We start from the raw sequence: 13,525 nt of genomic DNA, 5'->3' as shown, positions 1-13,525 counted from the left end.
TGCCGCTATAGCGGCTGACTTTGAAGGGGGAGGGGTTACAGGTTTTGCGGGTGGAGTACGGATGTACTCCTATCGGGATTTGGAAGACTCAATCTTCACGGCCAGGCCGGATACAGCCCTGCTGTAGATGAACTTGATCTGATCCCACGGAATGGTGTGTTTCTGCCCGTATTCGCCTTCACCGTCGCAGATTGAGTAACCTTCGGTTGGTTCTTCAGGCTCGCAGCATTCTGGGTATTCCATGGTGACCAGTAACTTGAACTCTCCGAGCAGCAGGGCTTTTGCGCCATTCTCGGCGGTCAACTGGCGGGGCATGATGCAGTAGCCCTCGGGCACAACCGCTACCGCTTCGGGCTGTTCGGCGCTCATTGGGCTTGGCGAGTAGCGCAAGGCCGACTTGTATGCGGCGTCAAGCGCGTCATCCAGATCACCGCCAGCCTTCTTTGCCTCGTTGAAGGCGATGATCATCTTCGTCCGGACGTCGTAGCAGCGCTCAACCGGCATGCAGGCCACCTGCTCGCCCGGGGGCTGCAGCTTCAAGCTTTCGACCTGTTCGTCTCGCTGGTTGAGTAGCTGTTGCAGGGCGTCACGCTCGGCGACAACTCGGTCGTATGCCCAGTCCTTCACAACGCAGGTGTCGTCCTGATGCCAACCTTCCTGAACCAATCGGCTTGGTTCGATCCAGTACCGCTCTACTTCGCTCACGGCCTCTCTCCTGCAAGGGTGAGGTATTCCCGATTGAACGCCTCGACAGTTTTGTAGTGGCTGCGGCCTTCCCAGATCGGCATCAGGAGGTAGCAGTCGCCCCAGCGCTCCCAGCCCGGCCGCCGGCAGACTTTACGGTTCGTCGAATACAGCGCGCCGTCGCGCTTCCTTTTGAAATCAGGCATGGTTTACAGCCTCCCTCGTTATCAGATCATGGGCATTCACAACCGTCATGCCGAGGCGTTCGGCGATCAGGACCTCCAGGCGGGCGCCTTGCGATTTCTCCCAGTCTGGAAGCAGCGCGATCACACCGCACAGGCCCAGGCGCGTCAGGTCGTAGGCCATGTAGTCGGCCCACTGCGCACCCTCGACGATGCCGTGGTCTGCCGGGTTCTCGACTTCGTACCCCTGGGCACGCAGTTGGTCGGCCACGGCATTGAAGGCCGGGTAATTGAAATCGGCGATACCCGTCATTGGCCCAGCCACGTAGACGCGGTTGGCGCGACTGGCCTGGAGCGTTACGAATGGCTCGCCTGGCTGACTTTTACCGCTGAATGCCCATGCGGTAGGCCCCTGACACATCTCGCAAGTGAGGTTTCGCGTGATCTCGTCGATCGTTTCGCGATCAAGCTTCTTGCCGTAATGGTTGACGAGCTCGTTGGCGATCGTAAATGCCATCGTGCCGAGTCGGGTTGATAGCGGATCTTGGTTGTCTTTGGTGCGCATGGGGAGTCCTTGCCGGGCCACGCCCGGCAGTGGAGGTAGTGGCGGGGAGGGAAGATTTGAGTTAAATGTATCTACATTTCATGGAGCGCAAAAATGCTTTACGCCAAACTTGGATTCACAATTCTCGTTGCCTTGTTTTCTTTGAGTTCTTGCTACCTTTGGTACAAGTCGGCGACCGTTGAAGTGCTGCACGACGAGAATGCTGGTGGCATGTCTGGCGTCTACTTAACGAAGTCATCTCCTAAAGGCAGGATCGACATTCTCAAAACCGCAGAAGAACAGACCAAATGGAACAAGCGCGCGGCGGGCTTTGCTGCTGCAGCTGCCATCTCCCAGGTCGCTCTGACATGGATTACGTACTGAACAAAACGCCTCAGCGCCTATGGAAGGTCTTCGTCAGCGCAGCGTTAACGCTGTTGCCGCGCTTCAGCACGACGCGGGCGAGGGCGGCCCGATCCGTATGGCTGTGGCTGGCCTGGCTGAGCAGGCCGAAGTAGCTGTTGGCCGTCTCGCGCAGATCCTCGGCAGGCGCCGCGGCGGTGCGCTTCAGTGCCTGGGCCATGGATCGCTTTCGAGTGGTACGCCGCCAGGGCTTGATGACGTGGCCAACGAAGTCCACGCCGCGATCCACGGGCTGCAGGATCGTCTTCGTGGGATTCAGCTTTGCGCCGAGCCTGGGCAAAAACGCTTCGACCTGGGCCAGCCACTGGTTGAGCTGCTGCGGCGACTCATGCAGGAACACAAAGTCATCCACGTAGCGGATGTAGTGCTTGGCGCGCAGCGTGTGTTTGGCGAACTGGTCCAGTGCGTCGAGGTAGACGTTGGCGAAAAACTGAGACGACAGGTTGCCGATCGGCAGCCCGAGGTGCGCGGGTTGGGCAACCAGGCGCTTGTGCTGCGGCACCCGGTTGAACAGGTGCGCCGGGGTGCGCGTCTCGTAATCCTCACGCGGGTCGTGCATGAGGATCTGCGTGGCCAGGGCCAGCCACCAAGGTTCGGTTATCCTGGCTTCCAGCTGCTTGCGCAGCACCGCCTTGTCGATGGCGACAAAGAAGTTGGCCAGGTCGCACTTGAGGTAGAAGACAGGCTTCGACCAGTTCTCGCTGGCGCTCCGTATCTTCGACTCAAGCCGGGTGGCGGCGTACAACGTGCCGCGCCCCGGAATGCATGCGCAACTGTCCGCTATGAAGCTGGCGTAGAAGCGCGGTGCCACATGGTTGTACATGAGGTGGTGGACGACGCGGTCCCGAAAGGCTGCTGCCCACACCTCGCGGGCTTTCGGCCTTGTGACCACAAAACAAATGGATCGGCCTGGCCGGTAATTGCCGGCAATCAGGTCGTCGTGCAGCTCCAGCAAGTTGATCTCCATGTCCTTCTCGAACAACCGGGCACTCGCGGAATTCCGCTTGTTGCGCCGGCAGTCGTAGTAAGCCTGGACGAGATCCTCGAACTGGAAGGGAGCAACACTTAAATCTGCGGACAGGGCGCGCGAGCCGCTCGTTGTTCTTGTCGTTGTTGTTGAGCCAGCCATCTTCAAAGTCCATGTTGTAGGCGTTGTTGGCGGAGCGCTGCGACCTGTCGAGCTATCTACATCGCCAAACCGAAGGCATTGCCGATCAGCTTGGAAACTGCGCGAGACCTACGCGGACGCTTTAGACCGGCGGTATCTGTTGTGCGCATGGCGGTGACCCAGAGGTCAGCGGCTCGACCAGATTTGGCGCACAGGCAAGAGGGCCTTAACCCTCAAGCAGCGGGCGCGGTTGCGGATTTCTTCCAGGCGTTTGCCTGGCGACCTACAGAGGCCGTCATCATCATTGCCTTGGCGTGCTGCCCCTTGCTGATCAACCCACGATTGGTGAGGGCGCGCAGCAGGTAGTTCAACATCCAAATGCTTTCCAACAGCAGATTGATCTGGGGCAGCTTGTCCCGAGTCATGTTGGCCCGGCCGATCAGCACCAGGACCTGCAAGCATTCGTCCCGGATCTTTGCCCCGACCACCTGTTTCAGGTCGCGCGGGATATTGCGCACCAGGTCAAGCGCAAGGCCGAGCAACTCCTCGGCGACTTTGTGGATTTCCAAGTCCGTGTGCAGCGCCATCCCTGGCCTCCTGAAAAGCGAGGGTGCTATCGCACCCATGAATGAAGAATTGAATGATCAAATAAACTTTCTGCGGACAGGGCGCGCGAGCCGCTCGCTGCTCTTGACGTGGCAGTTGAGCCAGCCACCTTCAAAGTCCAGGCTGTAGGCGCCGTAGGCGGAGCGCTGCGTGCTCGTCCAGTGGTAAGCCTGGGTGAACACCTGCGGCACGGTGATTTCGAGGAAGGACGCCTCACGGCGAGCCGCCAGGTAGAAGTCTTTGCGGCCGTCACGCTCGAAGGCTGCGCAGAACTGGGCAGCCGGGTGATCGTGCTCCAGGTTGCTGTTTGCCAGATGCGCGGTATTGGCCTGGCCATCCCATGGGGATTTGGCGCCGTCGAGTTCCTGTCCGTAGCCGCCCCATTCAAGATTGGACTCGGCGTCTGCACCGGTCGGCACGATCAGGTAGTAGGGCTTGTCGCCGCCCGGGAACAGGCCGCCGTTCACGCCGCCTTCGCCGGGCCAATACTCGCCGATGGCGGGGATGCCGCTTGCCGCAATAACCGGTGCCGCTGCAATTGCCAGGGTTGCCAGCTTCAGCACCACCCCTTCGTCCGGGCTGCTGATAGTCAGATCACCACGGGTGTACGTGGTCAGTTCATTGGCGCGCATGAGATGCTCCTGTGAGCGAGATAAGTTGCAGGTAGCCGGCGCTTCCCGACGAGCTTCTGGTCTGAGCGCCGTCCTGGCGCTCCCGGGAATCACCTGCGAAAAACGATTGAAGGAATGAATTACTGAATAGGGAGGCTGCGGACAGGGCGCGCGAGCCGCTCGTCGTTCTTGCCGCCGTGGAAGTGGAGCCAGCCATCTTCAAAGTCCATGTAGTAGGCGACGTAGGCGGAGCGCTGCGAGCTCAGCCAGTGGTAGCGATCTTCGCGAAGCTCCACCAGGCCATCGGCCTTGGCCGCCATCAGCAGTTGGCCTTCCAGGCAGGACGGGATGAAGCCATCCAGCTCCAGGGCCTTGATGGCGATTACGCTGCCTGCCTCGGCCATGGCCCGTGTGTTGGCTTCGCCGTCGCTGTAGCTGTCGGCGCCTTTGATCTCGACGCCGTACTCGCCCCATGGGCCGCTGAGTTCGTCAGGCAGCAGGATCAGGGCGCGCTCTACGCCGTTGAGCCAATAGCGGGTGATGAACACGCCACCTGCCAGGGGTTGGCCGCGCTCAGGGAGTTCGGCGGCGAGTACTGTTTGCTGTGCTTGCTTGGTCATGGGGTTACTCCGGGTAAGCGCCGCCCTCCGGTTACCGGATGCAGCGAGTAGGGTGGGTTAAGCTGGTTCGATGCCGGTCTTGCTGAACTCTTCAAGCTGTCGCGACTGCTTTTCAGTAACTTCGAAAACAGGTCGCGACATACTGGTGAAGCGCGCGGATTCTTCGGCTGGTGCTGCTGCCAGATTGATCAGGAACGTCGAGAGCGTTTCCTGCCATTCCTCAAAGCCGTGGCGCTCGCCCAGAACCTGCAGTGCATCATCGAGCGCTTTCGAGACAATCAGCGTTCGCTTCTCGGCGCCGATCCGGTCGAGTAGCGCCTTCTCTTTCGCGCGTTTGTCCCGCTGGATCTGCGCGTTGTCCTTGGCCATGGCCTACCTCTCCGATTTCATGTGCTGGCAAATCAAGCCATGCCTGCCGCCGGCGCTGCCGCACCTGGTTGCTGATGCGCTTCATGGATTGCTGGGGAGTTTGAAGCCGTTCTCGCTAGCGATGAGGCGGGCTCGCTTATAGTCGACACCGACGGCCTGGCAGGCTTGGTGAAGCGAGGCCCCTGAATCGACCATCTGCTTTAGTTTCGGAGCGAGCTTGTCGCGCTCGGCGCGCAGTTTGTTGCTGCGCGTGCTTTTGATGGGGCCGCCTACCTCGCCGCTGACGCCCGGCGCGATCTCCTGGGCCTTTTTGCCGGCGCCGAAGAACGCGTCCAGCTGCTGGTTCAGGTTGTCGATGATCGAGTCCCGTGGGTTGGGCATGGGCACGCCGATCATTGCTGCGCACCGTAGTAGGCGAACACCACCAGCATCATGGAGAACCCGACAGTCCAGCGCAGCAGGCGGAAACCGAAACTACGTGACGTTGCCTTGGCAGCGCTGAAGAAGTCGGCGTTTTGCTCGAGTTGATCGGCGTACTGGCAGGCGCCGTCGTGGCCGGTGCGCGCGCCGCGGGAAACGCCGGTGGCGCGCTCCACCACATCGAACAGGTTCTTGCCGAGTGGTACCACGTTGAAGCGGGGCACCTTTACTGGCTCTTCGCGACCGATCTTCATGTACATCTCCGAAGTGGAAAGCGAAACACGTTCCCGCAGGGCCTGCAGAACGGCTTGGCTTTGTTGGATGGCTGGGTTCATGCCGACTCCTTGGTAGTGGTTGCGTTTATTCGTCAGCAGCCTGACAGCCTGCTGTTTGCCGTTGGGCGCAGGGGAGGGTGCTGACGGATAAAGGCGAGGTGTAAAAAAGCCCAGTAGGGACTGGGCTTTTCGTTGCGTTACATAGACCTCCCTATGTCACGCAGGGGCGGCGCATTAGCGCCTGGGTTTGAGTTCACATGGCTGCCAATCCTCCGCGCTGAAGTTCAGTTGTTCGGTAATTCCGAGCTACTGGGAATGGACCGGTTACGTCTCCGGAGCCGAGTTCCACGGCCGTCTCCAGTTCCTCCTGACTTGAGTGCACCCTCGGTCAGGCGATTTGATGCAGGTGGGCGGTTATAGGCCGCGATTTCGTCCGCATCGGGGTGTGATCGGAACACCAGGGCGCTACCCCTGCTTGGTTCCCGCCGCGTTTGTAGTATTGGCCGTCTCGCTCATACCGGCTCAGGACATTCACGGGTCTTTGCGATCCTAGCGCTGCAGCCCACTTGGGCACGCTCCGATCACACCCCGATGCGGCCTGGTGCTGGGGAGTACCAGGGCCTCGGGCAGTTAACGACAGGCTGTCGTGGCGCTGGTTGGTCGGTTAAGCGATGAGACTTGGCCGCTCCGCCTGCCGCAGCACCCGCACCTGAGCCGTGCGGCGCTCTGGCACTCGGCGGTCACGGCGCATAGCGTCATCGCCGATCATTGCGTGCATGGCGATCAGCGCAGCCAGGGCAATGCACATCGGCGAGATGATCTGGCGGCGCATTGCCTCGGCAACCGCAGCGGTTTGGCGGGTCACGCCAAGCTTGAACATCGCGCAGGACAAGCGCTTGGCGACGGTGCAGGCCGCGACGTTGCACTGCCTGGCGATCTCCTTTGCCGTCATGCCCTGGGCGGTGCCCAGTAGGTACTGAACTTCTTTTGGCGCCAGGCCGCGTCCGAGATGACCCTTCCATGCGCCGCTGACGATTGTTGCTTCCATCAATGTGACTCCCGGTTGGTTTCCCAATGCACCCGGCCAACCAGGTGCATCAGTGAAAATTCCCGCTGATCTTTCGGCGCTACTGGCGCGGTACAGATCGATTCAAGTTGTTCTTCCAGCCGCGGGCCTTTCGGCTTGTTCTCCCGCTGGATAACTGATTTCGACGTTTTACGCTGCACGCCCGGGTCAGTTGCCAACCCTCTGAACCGTTGAGGCCGGTTCATCGCTGCCTTCCACTTGGCCGGTTTTTATCCGGCGATGAGCGAAATATAGGGCAGCCTTTATTTTGAGTCAACAGGTATGCCTTTATTTTTGTTCGAGTGCTGTTCCGGGCCTTTAAAATCAGGATTATTTTTTCGTTGGTGCAAGAAAAAGCCCGGGAAAAACCGGGCTTCAGAGGCGTTGATAGATTTATTGAGTGGTCGAGTCGCCTACTTTTTCGACCTTTGAGAACTTGAATAGGAAATCAGGCTCGGTCATCCTCGCTCTTTCGCTAAGATTTTTAGCCTTGCCTAGCGCGCCTGAAAACTTAACGACGTTGCCATCGGACATCTCCGAAAGCGCCTCATAAACTGGAGAGCCATTTTTTATGAGGGTATTAGACCCCGCATCGGAGATGCTGTTATTCCAGGTGCTCACGGTGATGTTGTCGACGAGAAGCCTAATTGTGATGAAAGCGTCGCCGTCACCGTTGGTTCCAAGTTTTTGGATGGTTCCATACCACCCCGCGATCTTTCTTGGATCGCCCTGAAGCTTGGCGAACGCATCTATCCTTTTTTTCGCGACCGATGATTTCTTCAGCTCATTCGGTGCTGCTTCATACTGAGCAGAGTAATCCTGGACTGTCTCAATAAATCCTCTTTGAAAGTCGCTCACTGTTGCTTTCACAGTCTTCGTTTCGGCAGAAACAATCCCGCTCGAAGCTAGCAAAATAAGGAGGGCCGCGATCTTTTTCATTGTCTTCATCCGTGATTTCCCGCTTCTCGTTGCGGAGGGTAGGGTTAATTACCAGAGCGCCGAAGACCAAAATACCCGGCCTAGCACGGCGATCTCTTTTTGAAGCATGTCCTGAACTGTGTACTCTTCATCTGGATGCTCATCACGGTTAAAGCTGCGCATGCGGATTCCTCCGCCAGGCAGCCGGTACAGCGTCTTTACTCGCAACTGCCCACCATGATCGATTGCGTACATTTTCCCGTCAGTAATAGATGTCGTTCCGCGATCAACACCAACTGTGCTGCCATCCGGCAGAACTGGTTCCATGCTGTTGCCGGAAACGGTGACGCATACCGCCTCCGAAGGCTGAACGCCTTGGCGTCGCAGCGTTATTTTCCCAAAACGAAGTTTCTGTTTTGGCGACTGTTGGACGGAGGTAATTCCCGTGCCTGCGGACAGTTCAACTTCCTTGAGAAATGGCACGTAGACCTCATCGTCATCCAGCGGTGTGTCATCGTCCCATACATCTATATGGCCGAGTAGTACCGCGTTTGATTCAATGGTCGAGGTTGTTTTTTCGGCCTGTAGCGAGCGCTCGCCTCCCGGAGATCCGGTTCCATCTGAAAGCCATACGGGGTCAACACCACATATCTGGGCAAGCTTTATCAGATGCCCAGAAGTACGTGTCAGACCGCGTTCAATTTCAGAAACGGATGCCTGCTTTATACCTGCACGCTCGGCCAGCTCGACCTGGGTAAGGCCCGCATTTTTCCGTGATCGCTTCAATCTGTCTTTGAGTTCCATGCCGGACAATTTATAGGCCAACCTTTAGAGTTGCAAAAAGGTATCCCTTTCCATAATATAAAGGTATCCCTTTATATGGGCGGAGATTTGATGAATACCACCTTCCAAAAGCTTGTCGAGCATTTCGGTTCCCAGTCAGCGACCGCCGCCGCCCTAAAAGTCAAGCAGGGGTCGGTAAGCGGTTGGGTTCGAGGCCTTCATGGGTGCTCAGCTGAAACTGCTCTTAGGGCCGAAATCGTTACTGGCGGGAAAATTCTTGCTCGTGACTTGAGACCAAGTCTTCCAGACCAGGCGGCCTAACTGTTGAGCGAATTATCCGGGCAAGAGCAGAAAAAGAGCAGTGCGCCGGATTAGCTGTTGATTTATCCAGTACCCAAATTGCAGACATAAAAAAACCGCCTGGCAGGGCGGTCCTTTCAACAACTTGTAAAACACAGTGGGGCCATTATGAACACCAATACCGCTCCAGGCAATACCCACCATGTCGCGACACTTTTTCGGCATGAACAAAGCGTGTCGCGACACACGATGTCGTCACGCGAAATCGCCGAGCTGACCGGCAGCACGCACGACAACGTGCTGAAAACCGTTCGGGCCTTGGTTGCCAAGGGTGTCGTTTCTTCAAACGACACCCCCTATATCCACCCGCAGAACGGTCAGGTCTATCGGGAGTTCCTGCTTTCCCAGCGCGACACCCTGGTAGTGGTTTCCGGTTACAGCGTCGAACTGCGCGCCCGGATCATAGACCGGTGGCAGGAGTTGGAGGCGAGGGCGGAACAGTTCCAGATTCCAGCCACCTATGCCGAAGCTCTGCAAGCGGCAGCTGACCAGGCCAAGGAAAACCAGTCCCTTCGCTTGGTGATCCTGGATCAAGAGCCGAAGGTTTCCGCCATCAAACGCTTAGCGGCCGCCGGTGGCGCGATCTGTATCAGTGATGCTGCCAAACAACTTCAGGTTCCACCCTCGAAGCTTTTCCAGTGGCTGGAGAAAAACCGGTGGATCTTTCACCGCGGCGGCTCCAAGCGCTGGACCGCCTACCAGCCGCGCATTACTTCCGGCTATCTGGTTCACAAGGTCACTGCGCTAAAGAGCGACCCGGAGACTGGCGGGGACCGTGCTGCCTTCCAACCTCTTGTTACGCCGAAAGGCCTGGCCTACCTGGCCGAAAAGAATATCGGAGCCTCGCTGTGAGTGTTCAAGCAATGTCCTGGGCGCTCTCTCTGCCCACTGAAACCCTGAAAGACTCAAGCGCGCGTCACGTACTGCTGTGCCTGGCCAACTACGCCGGTTCGAACGGTACAGGTGCCTTTCCGTCCGCCTCTACCCTGGCCCAGGACACAGGGCTTTCCGAACGCACTGTCCGTTACAAGCTCGACGACCTGGAACAGTCAGGGCTCATAAAGAAAGGCAACCAGGCGATCGCCGCGGTTCACATCGATCGCCATGACCGCCGCCCAGTCGTTTATGACCTTCAAATATCGCGGGGTGCAAATACTGCACCCCGTACAAAGCGGGGTGCAGATGACGTAACGGGGTGCAACCCACAACAGAGCGGGGTGCAGTCTGGAACAGAACGGGGTGCAGCGGCTGCACCCAATACATCACTTAACCATCAAGGAACCGAAGAGCAGCTGCAGCAGCGCGAGATTGATGCTGCGCTCGCCGAACAGAACAGCGCCGCCATCGAACCGCAGGATGATCGCCAGCGCTTCGCCATGTTCGCCACCTGGGTTCCGAACGAGAAGGGGCTGTCCGATCAAATCACTATCGCCGGGCTTCCTGCCGATGCGGTCCCTGACGCGGCGATTCGTGCGTTCATGGGGTTCTTCGTCGCCAAGCCAGCAACCATCGATACCTCCGCCGGCTGGTGCTACCGGCTGGTTCAGTGGGTCAAGCGCGAACGCGTGAAAGCTTCGGGGCAGGGCAAGGCGCCTGACTTCGATGACACCAGCTGGGCGAACGATCTGGGGGATCTGTAATGGAAATCAAGAAGCCACGCAGCACCGAACAGCTGCTCAGCACGATGGGCAATGTTCCGCCGGTAACGCTGGTTCAGCCGAAGCAGTTGCCGCCGGGTACCGCCGACGTCGTGAACGCGCTGTTCAAAGAATTGCAGGCGATTTTCCCGGCCTGGAAACAGGCTTGGCCTGATGCTGAATCGCTGAATGCCGCCAAGCGCAGCTGGATAAAGGCGTTCATAGTTGCCGGAATCACGACCCTGGAGCAAATCCGGTACGGGCTGCAAAACTGCCGGCAGATCGGCGGTGACTTCGCACCGAGCGTCGGTAAGTTCATCAAGTGGTGCCAGCCAACCCCTGAAATGCTGGGCATTCCTTCTCACGACCGGGCGTTTCGCGAGGCCCTGGAGAATTCACATCCGAGTCGTTTCGGCGCACGCACCTGGTCCCACGCTGCCGTGCGCCATGCTGCGCTCCAGTGCGAGATGCACAACCTCGGTGATCTGATCCCGGAAAAGGCCAGCAAGGTTTTCGACCGAGCTTACGACATCACCATTCGCCTTCTTGTACAGGGCCTACCGCTCGAGGATATCGCAGTTGGCATTGGCCACGACGGAAGCAAGGCACCGATCGAGCGGGCGCACGAACTGACCGAGCGAGTGGCGCAGGCTCAGGTGGCCCGTATGGGTATTTCCACTGACGGGCAGTCTGCGCGCGAGCAGCTGCTACGAAGGCTCGGGCTTAAACCATCGCCGCGAATTGTCGGAGGTGCCCGGCATGGCTGATCGCCGACTCGCTGTTCCTGAGATCGAATGCTACCGCTTCGCGGTGTTCTGCTGCTCGTTCAAGGTCGATTTGAGCTCGCCACCTGATCATGCGCTTGCACTGTTTGCTGATTCGGCGATGGCAAGGCGTTACGGCGCCTGGATGTGGCCGGGGACCTACGAAATCGTCGATGTCGTCACGGGGAAACCGGTATGCGAGTGAGTTCGAAGAAGCTCCGCGCCTCGGCAAATGGCCGAGAGTGCACCGTCCGGATGCCAGGCATCTGCAATCACAATCCAGAAACCACCGTTCTTGCGCATCTGCCGTGCGGGCAGAAAGGCATGGGCATGAAGGGCTTTGACACCGTTGCCGTTTACGCCTGCAGTTCTTGCCACGACGTTATCGACGGACGCGCTGCTGGCGACATCGACTGGCAGGACATGCCGCGCGCCATTGCCGAAACCCACGAAGGCCTGATCTGGGCCGGAATCCTCACCGTAAAGGGGTCTGCATGATCGACATGACGCTACCGTGGCCGCCGAAAGAGCTCAGCCCTAACGCGCGCGTGCACTGGCGGCAAAAACACAAGCACGCGAAAGCCTACCGCCGCACTTGTGGCCTGATCGCGCTGTCGCTCGTTGCACCGCGCCTCACTGGAAAGAAATTCTTCTGGGTGACCTTCTGCCCGCCGAATCGCCGCTCTTACGACGATGACAACCTGCTGGCCCGCTTCAAGGCTGGCCGGGATGGCATCGCCGACGGCCTGGGCATCGATGACAAGAACTTCATCACCACGATCACCATTGGCGATCCTGTGCCAGGTGGCGCCGTGCGCGTGCACATCCGGGATTACCCGATCGACTCGGAGCCGAACACCCTATGAGCCAGAGCTTGCTGACCACGTTTTCTGATGCCGAGATCCGTCGCCAATCGGCGAGCACCCACATCCGTGACATGCGGGACGCGCGATACCCAGGCGTCTACTTCCGATTCCACAAGAACCGCGAGCGAGGCACCTGGTACCTGGTGTCGGGCGGCAAGTGGGACAAGATCGCCGGGTTTCCTCAGCTGCCGGTAAAGGGGATGATCGGCGCGCTGCCGAAGATCCGCGAGCGCCTGGCCGCTGACCCAAAGGCCTCGGCCGCCGCCGGCACCTTGCAGACTGTCGGCGACCTGCTCGACTGGTTCACTGCGCGCCAGTCCGTCGACCGCAGCTTGTCAGCCAAGCGCCGGTCTACCAACACCTCGATCATCTCCTGCCACCTGAAGCCGCGGCTCGCCGATATCGCCGTGGAGGCCGTGGACCGTTCCACGCTCGACAAGCTGGTCATGTGGCCGATGCAGGCTGAAATGTCGCTGTCCTACGTCCGATTGATGTGGGGCGTGCTAGTGGTTGCGTTCCGCCAAGCCGAGAAGCTGCGCCTGATCACCGCCAATCCCATCGCCGGGTTCAAGTTCACCGACTTCACCAAGGCCCGAATTCAGCCAAAGCCATCACGCCTACGCGCCGTGCAGCTCAAGGAAGTGATCGGGCAGCTGGCCGCCGGCTTCGATCAGCACCCCCAGGATTGCATGCTGGCCCTGATGATGCTGTGCCACGGCACGCGCGCAGGGGAGACCAGGCAAGCGCAGTGGTCGCACGTGACCCTGGGTGAGCAGGGCGAATGGTTCATTCCCACCGAGAACACCAAGACCCGTTGTGAGCATCACTTGCCGCTGACCCACCAGGTGTGCGCGCTGCTGGAGCGGTACCGGGACTGGCAGTCGGCAAAAGGCTACAAGGGCACCTACGTGTTTCCGGCGCGGGGCCGTGGGCCGATCAGTGACAGCCAGGCCTGCGCAGTGTTCACCAGACTGGGCAAGGGTGAGTGGACGAGCCACGACCTGCGCAAGGTGGCCCGAACCGGGTGGACTGACCTGGGCGTCGACTTCCTCATTGGCGAGATGCTGGTGAACCACACGTTGACCCGCAACGTGCAGACCTACATCCACACCTCGGCCGAACTGCTCAAGCGCGAGGCATTGGTGAAGTGGCATGACTGGTTAGACGGGAAGGGCTTCAACCTGATTCACGGCTCGACCATGGCTAGAAACGGAAATTCGCACAATGACGCCGAGGCCTTGAATTGCGCGGCCTCTAGCCAAATCCAGAAACCATAAAAGGCGAGGTTT

General features: G+C 59.1%; 23 protein-coding genes. 9 read left to right on the top strand and 14 right to left on the bottom strand.

From position 1 onward, the window contains the following. Window positions 1-69: 69 nt before the first annotated feature. The 3 genes from OZ428_RS22670 to OZ428_RS22660 are packed head-to-tail and all read right to left on the bottom strand — an operon-like array spanning window position 70 to window position 1,431. A complete protein-coding gene (locus OZ428_RS22670; protein WP_269131381.1) occupies window positions 70-705 on the bottom strand; it encodes a hypothetical protein in 636 nt (211 codons plus the stop codon). Further along, window positions 702-890 carry a hypothetical protein gene (locus tag OZ428_RS22665; RefSeq protein ID WP_269131380.1) on the bottom strand — a complete coding sequence of 63 codons (189 nt, stop codon included), beginning with the start codon at window positions 888-890 and terminating at the stop codon, window positions 702-704. Before OZ428_RS22665 ends, OZ428_RS22670 begins: the two co-directional genes overlap by 4 nt. Continuing rightward, window positions 883-1,431, bottom strand: a complete 549-nt coding sequence (locus tag OZ428_RS22660) for a DUF4406 domain-containing protein (protein ID WP_269131379.1) — start codon at window positions 1,429-1,431, stop codon at window positions 883-885. Before OZ428_RS22660 ends, OZ428_RS22665 begins: the two co-directional genes overlap by 8 nt. A 93-nt stretch (window positions 1,432-1,524) precedes the next feature. Here OZ428_RS22660 and OZ428_RS22655 point away from each other — a divergent pair, with 93 nt between their 5' ends. After that, complete coding sequence (locus OZ428_RS22655; RefSeq protein WP_122426065.1) at window positions 1,525-1,794, top strand: hypothetical protein; 270 nt, start codon at window positions 1,525-1,527, stop codon at window positions 1,792-1,794. Between the two features lie 10 nt (window positions 1,795-1,804). Here the strand turns inward: OZ428_RS22655 and OZ428_RS22650 are convergent, their stop codons facing one another. From OZ428_RS22650 to OZ428_RS22600, 11 genes are all read right to left on the bottom strand, one after another. After that, window positions 1,805-2,962 (bottom strand): RNA-directed DNA polymerase, encoded by a 1,158-nt coding sequence (locus tag OZ428_RS22650; protein ID WP_269131378.1) that lies wholly within the window; start codon window positions 2,960-2,962, stop codon window positions 1,805-1,807. A gap of 212 nt (window positions 2,963-3,174) precedes the next feature. Continuing rightward, window positions 3,175-3,528 carry a four helix bundle protein gene (locus OZ428_RS22645; protein ID WP_269131377.1) on the bottom strand — a complete coding sequence of 118 codons (354 nt, stop codon included), beginning with the start codon at window positions 3,526-3,528 and terminating at the stop codon, window positions 3,175-3,177. Between the two features lie 57 nt (window positions 3,529-3,585). Next, window positions 3,586-4,179, bottom strand: coding sequence for a DUF1566 domain-containing protein (locus tag OZ428_RS22640; RefSeq protein WP_269131376.1), 594 nt, complete (start codon window positions 4,177-4,179; stop codon window positions 3,586-3,588). A gap of 119 nt (window positions 4,180-4,298) precedes the next feature. Further along, complete coding sequence (locus OZ428_RS22635; RefSeq protein WP_269131375.1) at window positions 4,299-4,778, bottom strand: hypothetical protein; 480 nt, start codon at window positions 4,776-4,778, stop codon at window positions 4,299-4,301. Window positions 4,779-4,835: 57 nt separating this feature from the next. Further along, window positions 4,836-5,147, bottom strand: a complete 312-nt coding sequence (locus OZ428_RS22630; RefSeq protein ID WP_269131374.1) for a hypothetical protein — start codon at window positions 5,145-5,147, stop codon at window positions 4,836-4,838. Window positions 5,148-5,228: 81 nt separating this feature from the next. Continuing rightward, a complete protein-coding gene (locus tag OZ428_RS22625) occupies window positions 5,229-5,543 on the bottom strand; it encodes a hypothetical protein (RefSeq protein WP_269131373.1) in 315 nt (104 codons plus the stop codon). Further along, window positions 5,540-5,902 carry a hypothetical protein gene (locus tag OZ428_RS22620; RefSeq protein WP_269131372.1) on the bottom strand — a complete coding sequence of 121 codons (363 nt, stop codon included), beginning with the start codon at window positions 5,900-5,902 and terminating at the stop codon, window positions 5,540-5,542. Before OZ428_RS22620 ends, OZ428_RS22625 begins: the two co-directional genes overlap by 4 nt. Window positions 5,903-6,506: 604 nt before the next feature. Beyond that, window positions 6,507-6,890 carry a helix-turn-helix domain-containing protein gene (locus OZ428_RS22615; RefSeq protein ID WP_269131371.1) on the bottom strand — a complete coding sequence of 128 codons (384 nt, stop codon included), beginning with the start codon at window positions 6,888-6,890 and terminating at the stop codon, window positions 6,507-6,509. Next, window positions 6,890-7,114, bottom strand: coding sequence for a hypothetical protein (locus OZ428_RS22610; RefSeq protein WP_269131370.1), 225 nt, complete (start codon window positions 7,112-7,114; stop codon window positions 6,890-6,892). The genes OZ428_RS22615 and OZ428_RS22610 overlap by 1 nt, the downstream gene beginning before the upstream one ends. Before the next feature lie 187 nt (window positions 7,115-7,301). Further along, complete coding sequence (locus OZ428_RS22605) at window positions 7,302-7,847, bottom strand: hypothetical protein (RefSeq protein WP_269131369.1); 546 nt, start codon at window positions 7,845-7,847, stop codon at window positions 7,302-7,304. 48 nt (window positions 7,848-7,895) lie between these two features. After that, window positions 7,896-8,630 (bottom strand): XRE family transcriptional regulator, encoded by a 735-nt coding sequence (locus OZ428_RS22600; RefSeq protein ID WP_269131368.1) that lies wholly within the window; start codon window positions 8,628-8,630, stop codon window positions 7,896-7,898. Window positions 8,631-8,705: 75 nt separating this feature from the next. On the opposite strand from OZ428_RS22600, the gene OZ428_RS22595 reads away from it, so the two are divergent. The 8 genes from OZ428_RS22595 (at window position 8,706) to OZ428_RS22560 (ending at window position 13,513) form a co-directional block, all read left to right on the top strand. Continuing rightward, window positions 8,706-8,930, top strand: a complete 225-nt coding sequence (locus OZ428_RS22595; RefSeq protein ID WP_330911107.1) for a transcriptional regulator — start codon at window positions 8,706-8,708, stop codon at window positions 8,928-8,930. Window positions 8,931-9,077: 147 nt separating this feature from the next. Next, window positions 9,078-9,821, top strand: a complete 744-nt coding sequence (locus OZ428_RS22590) for a phage regulatory protein/antirepressor Ant (protein WP_269131367.1) — start codon at window positions 9,078-9,080, stop codon at window positions 9,819-9,821. 11 nt (window positions 9,822-9,832) lie between these two features. Then, window positions 9,833-10,609: a helix-turn-helix domain-containing protein gene (locus OZ428_RS22585; RefSeq protein WP_269134216.1), complete on the top strand. Its 777-nt coding sequence runs from the start codon at window positions 9,833-9,835 to the stop codon at window positions 10,607-10,609. After that, complete coding sequence (locus tag OZ428_RS22580; protein WP_269131366.1) at window positions 10,609-11,373, top strand: replication protein P; 765 nt, start codon at window positions 10,609-10,611, stop codon at window positions 11,371-11,373. Before OZ428_RS22585 ends, OZ428_RS22580 begins: the two co-directional genes overlap by 1 nt. After that, window positions 11,366-11,575: a hypothetical protein gene (locus OZ428_RS22575; RefSeq protein ID WP_269131365.1), complete on the top strand. Its 210-nt coding sequence runs from the start codon at window positions 11,366-11,368 to the stop codon at window positions 11,573-11,575. The genes OZ428_RS22580 and OZ428_RS22575 overlap by 8 nt, the downstream gene beginning before the upstream one ends. Then, on the top strand, window positions 11,566-11,868 hold the full coding sequence (locus OZ428_RS22570; protein WP_269131364.1) for a nuclease domain-containing protein: 303 nt from the start codon (window positions 11,566-11,568) through the stop codon (window positions 11,866-11,868). Before OZ428_RS22575 ends, OZ428_RS22570 begins: the two co-directional genes overlap by 10 nt. Continuing rightward, on the top strand, window positions 11,865-12,236 hold the full coding sequence (locus OZ428_RS22565) for an endodeoxyribonuclease RusA (RefSeq protein WP_269131363.1): 372 nt from the start codon (window positions 11,865-11,867) through the stop codon (window positions 12,234-12,236). Before OZ428_RS22570 ends, OZ428_RS22565 begins: the two co-directional genes overlap by 4 nt. Continuing rightward, window positions 12,233-13,513 (top strand): tyrosine-type recombinase/integrase, encoded by a 1,281-nt coding sequence (locus tag OZ428_RS22560; protein WP_269131362.1) that lies wholly within the window; start codon window positions 12,233-12,235, stop codon window positions 13,511-13,513. The genes OZ428_RS22565 and OZ428_RS22560 overlap by 4 nt, the downstream gene beginning before the upstream one ends. The last annotated feature ends 12 nt before the right edge of the window (window positions 13,514-13,525 follow it).

This window comes from Pseudomonas sp. GXZC (assembly GCF_026967615.1).
Taxonomy (GTDB): Bacteria; Pseudomonadota; Gammaproteobacteria; order Pseudomonadales; family Pseudomonadaceae; genus Aquipseudomonas; species Aquipseudomonas azotoformans_A.
Note: the sequence above shows the minus strand (reverse complement) of the source record. Positions and strands in the feature narration are given on the sequence as shown.

Coding starts and splice junctions, on each gene's coding strand:
- OZ428_RS22665 (WP_269131380.1), bottom strand. CDS start 890: ATGCCTGATTTCAAAAGGAAGCGCGACGGCGCGCTGTATTCGACGAAC.
- OZ428_RS22660 (WP_269131379.1), bottom strand. CDS start 1,431: ATGCGCACCAAAGACAACCAAGATCCGCTATCAACCCGACTCGGCACG.
- OZ428_RS22655 (WP_122426065.1), top strand. CDS start 1,525: ATGCTTTACGCCAAACTTGGATTCACAATTCTCGTTGCCTTGTTTTCT.
- OZ428_RS22650 (WP_269131378.1), bottom strand. CDS start 2,962: ATGGCTGGCTCAACAACAACGACAAGAACAACGAGCGGCTCGCGCGCC.
- OZ428_RS22645 (WP_269131377.1), bottom strand. CDS start 3,528: ATGGCGCTGCACACGGACTTGGAAATCCACAAAGTCGCCGAGGAGTTG.
- OZ428_RS22640 (WP_269131376.1), bottom strand. CDS start 4,179: ATGCGCGCCAATGAACTGACCACGTACACCCGTGGTGATCTGACTATC.
- OZ428_RS22635 (WP_269131375.1), bottom strand. CDS start 4,778: ATGACCAAGCAAGCACAGCAAACAGTACTCGCCGCCGAACTCCCTGAG.
- OZ428_RS22630 (WP_269131374.1), bottom strand. CDS start 5,147: ATGGCCAAGGACAACGCGCAGATCCAGCGGGACAAACGCGCGAAAGAG.
- OZ428_RS22625 (WP_269131373.1), bottom strand. CDS start 5,543: ATGATCGGCGTGCCCATGCCCAACCCACGGGACTCGATCATCGACAAC.
- OZ428_RS22620 (WP_269131372.1), bottom strand. CDS start 5,902: ATGAACCCAGCCATCCAACAAAGCCAAGCCGTTCTGCAGGCCCTGCGG.
- OZ428_RS22615 (WP_269131371.1), bottom strand. CDS start 6,890: ATGGAAGCAACAATCGTCAGCGGCGCATGGAAGGGTCATCTCGGACGC.
- OZ428_RS22610 (WP_269131370.1), bottom strand. CDS start 7,114: ATGAACCGGCCTCAACGGTTCAGAGGGTTGGCAACTGACCCGGGCGTG.
- OZ428_RS22605 (WP_269131369.1), bottom strand. CDS start 7,847: ATGAAAAAGATCGCGGCCCTCCTTATTTTGCTAGCTTCGAGCGGGATT.
- OZ428_RS22600 (WP_269131368.1), bottom strand. CDS start 8,630: ATGGAACTCAAAGACAGATTGAAGCGATCACGGAAAAATGCGGGCCTT.
- OZ428_RS22595 (WP_330911107.1), top strand. CDS start 8,706: ATGGGCGGAGATTTGATGAATACCACCTTCCAAAAGCTTGTCGAGCAT.
- OZ428_RS22590 (WP_269131367.1), top strand. CDS start 9,078: ATGAACACCAATACCGCTCCAGGCAATACCCACCATGTCGCGACACTT.
- OZ428_RS22585 (WP_269134216.1), top strand. CDS start 9,833: ATGTCCTGGGCGCTCTCTCTGCCCACTGAAACCCTGAAAGACTCAAGC.
- OZ428_RS22580 (WP_269131366.1), top strand. CDS start 10,609: ATGGAAATCAAGAAGCCACGCAGCACCGAACAGCTGCTCAGCACGATG.
- OZ428_RS22575 (WP_269131365.1), top strand. CDS start 11,366: ATGGCTGATCGCCGACTCGCTGTTCCTGAGATCGAATGCTACCGCTTC.
- OZ428_RS22570 (WP_269131364.1), top strand. CDS start 11,566: ATGCGAGTGAGTTCGAAGAAGCTCCGCGCCTCGGCAAATGGCCGAGAG.
- OZ428_RS22565 (WP_269131363.1), top strand. CDS start 11,865: ATGATCGACATGACGCTACCGTGGCCGCCGAAAGAGCTCAGCCCTAAC.
- OZ428_RS22560 (WP_269131362.1), top strand. CDS start 12,233: ATGAGCCAGAGCTTGCTGACCACGTTTTCTGATGCCGAGATCCGTCGC.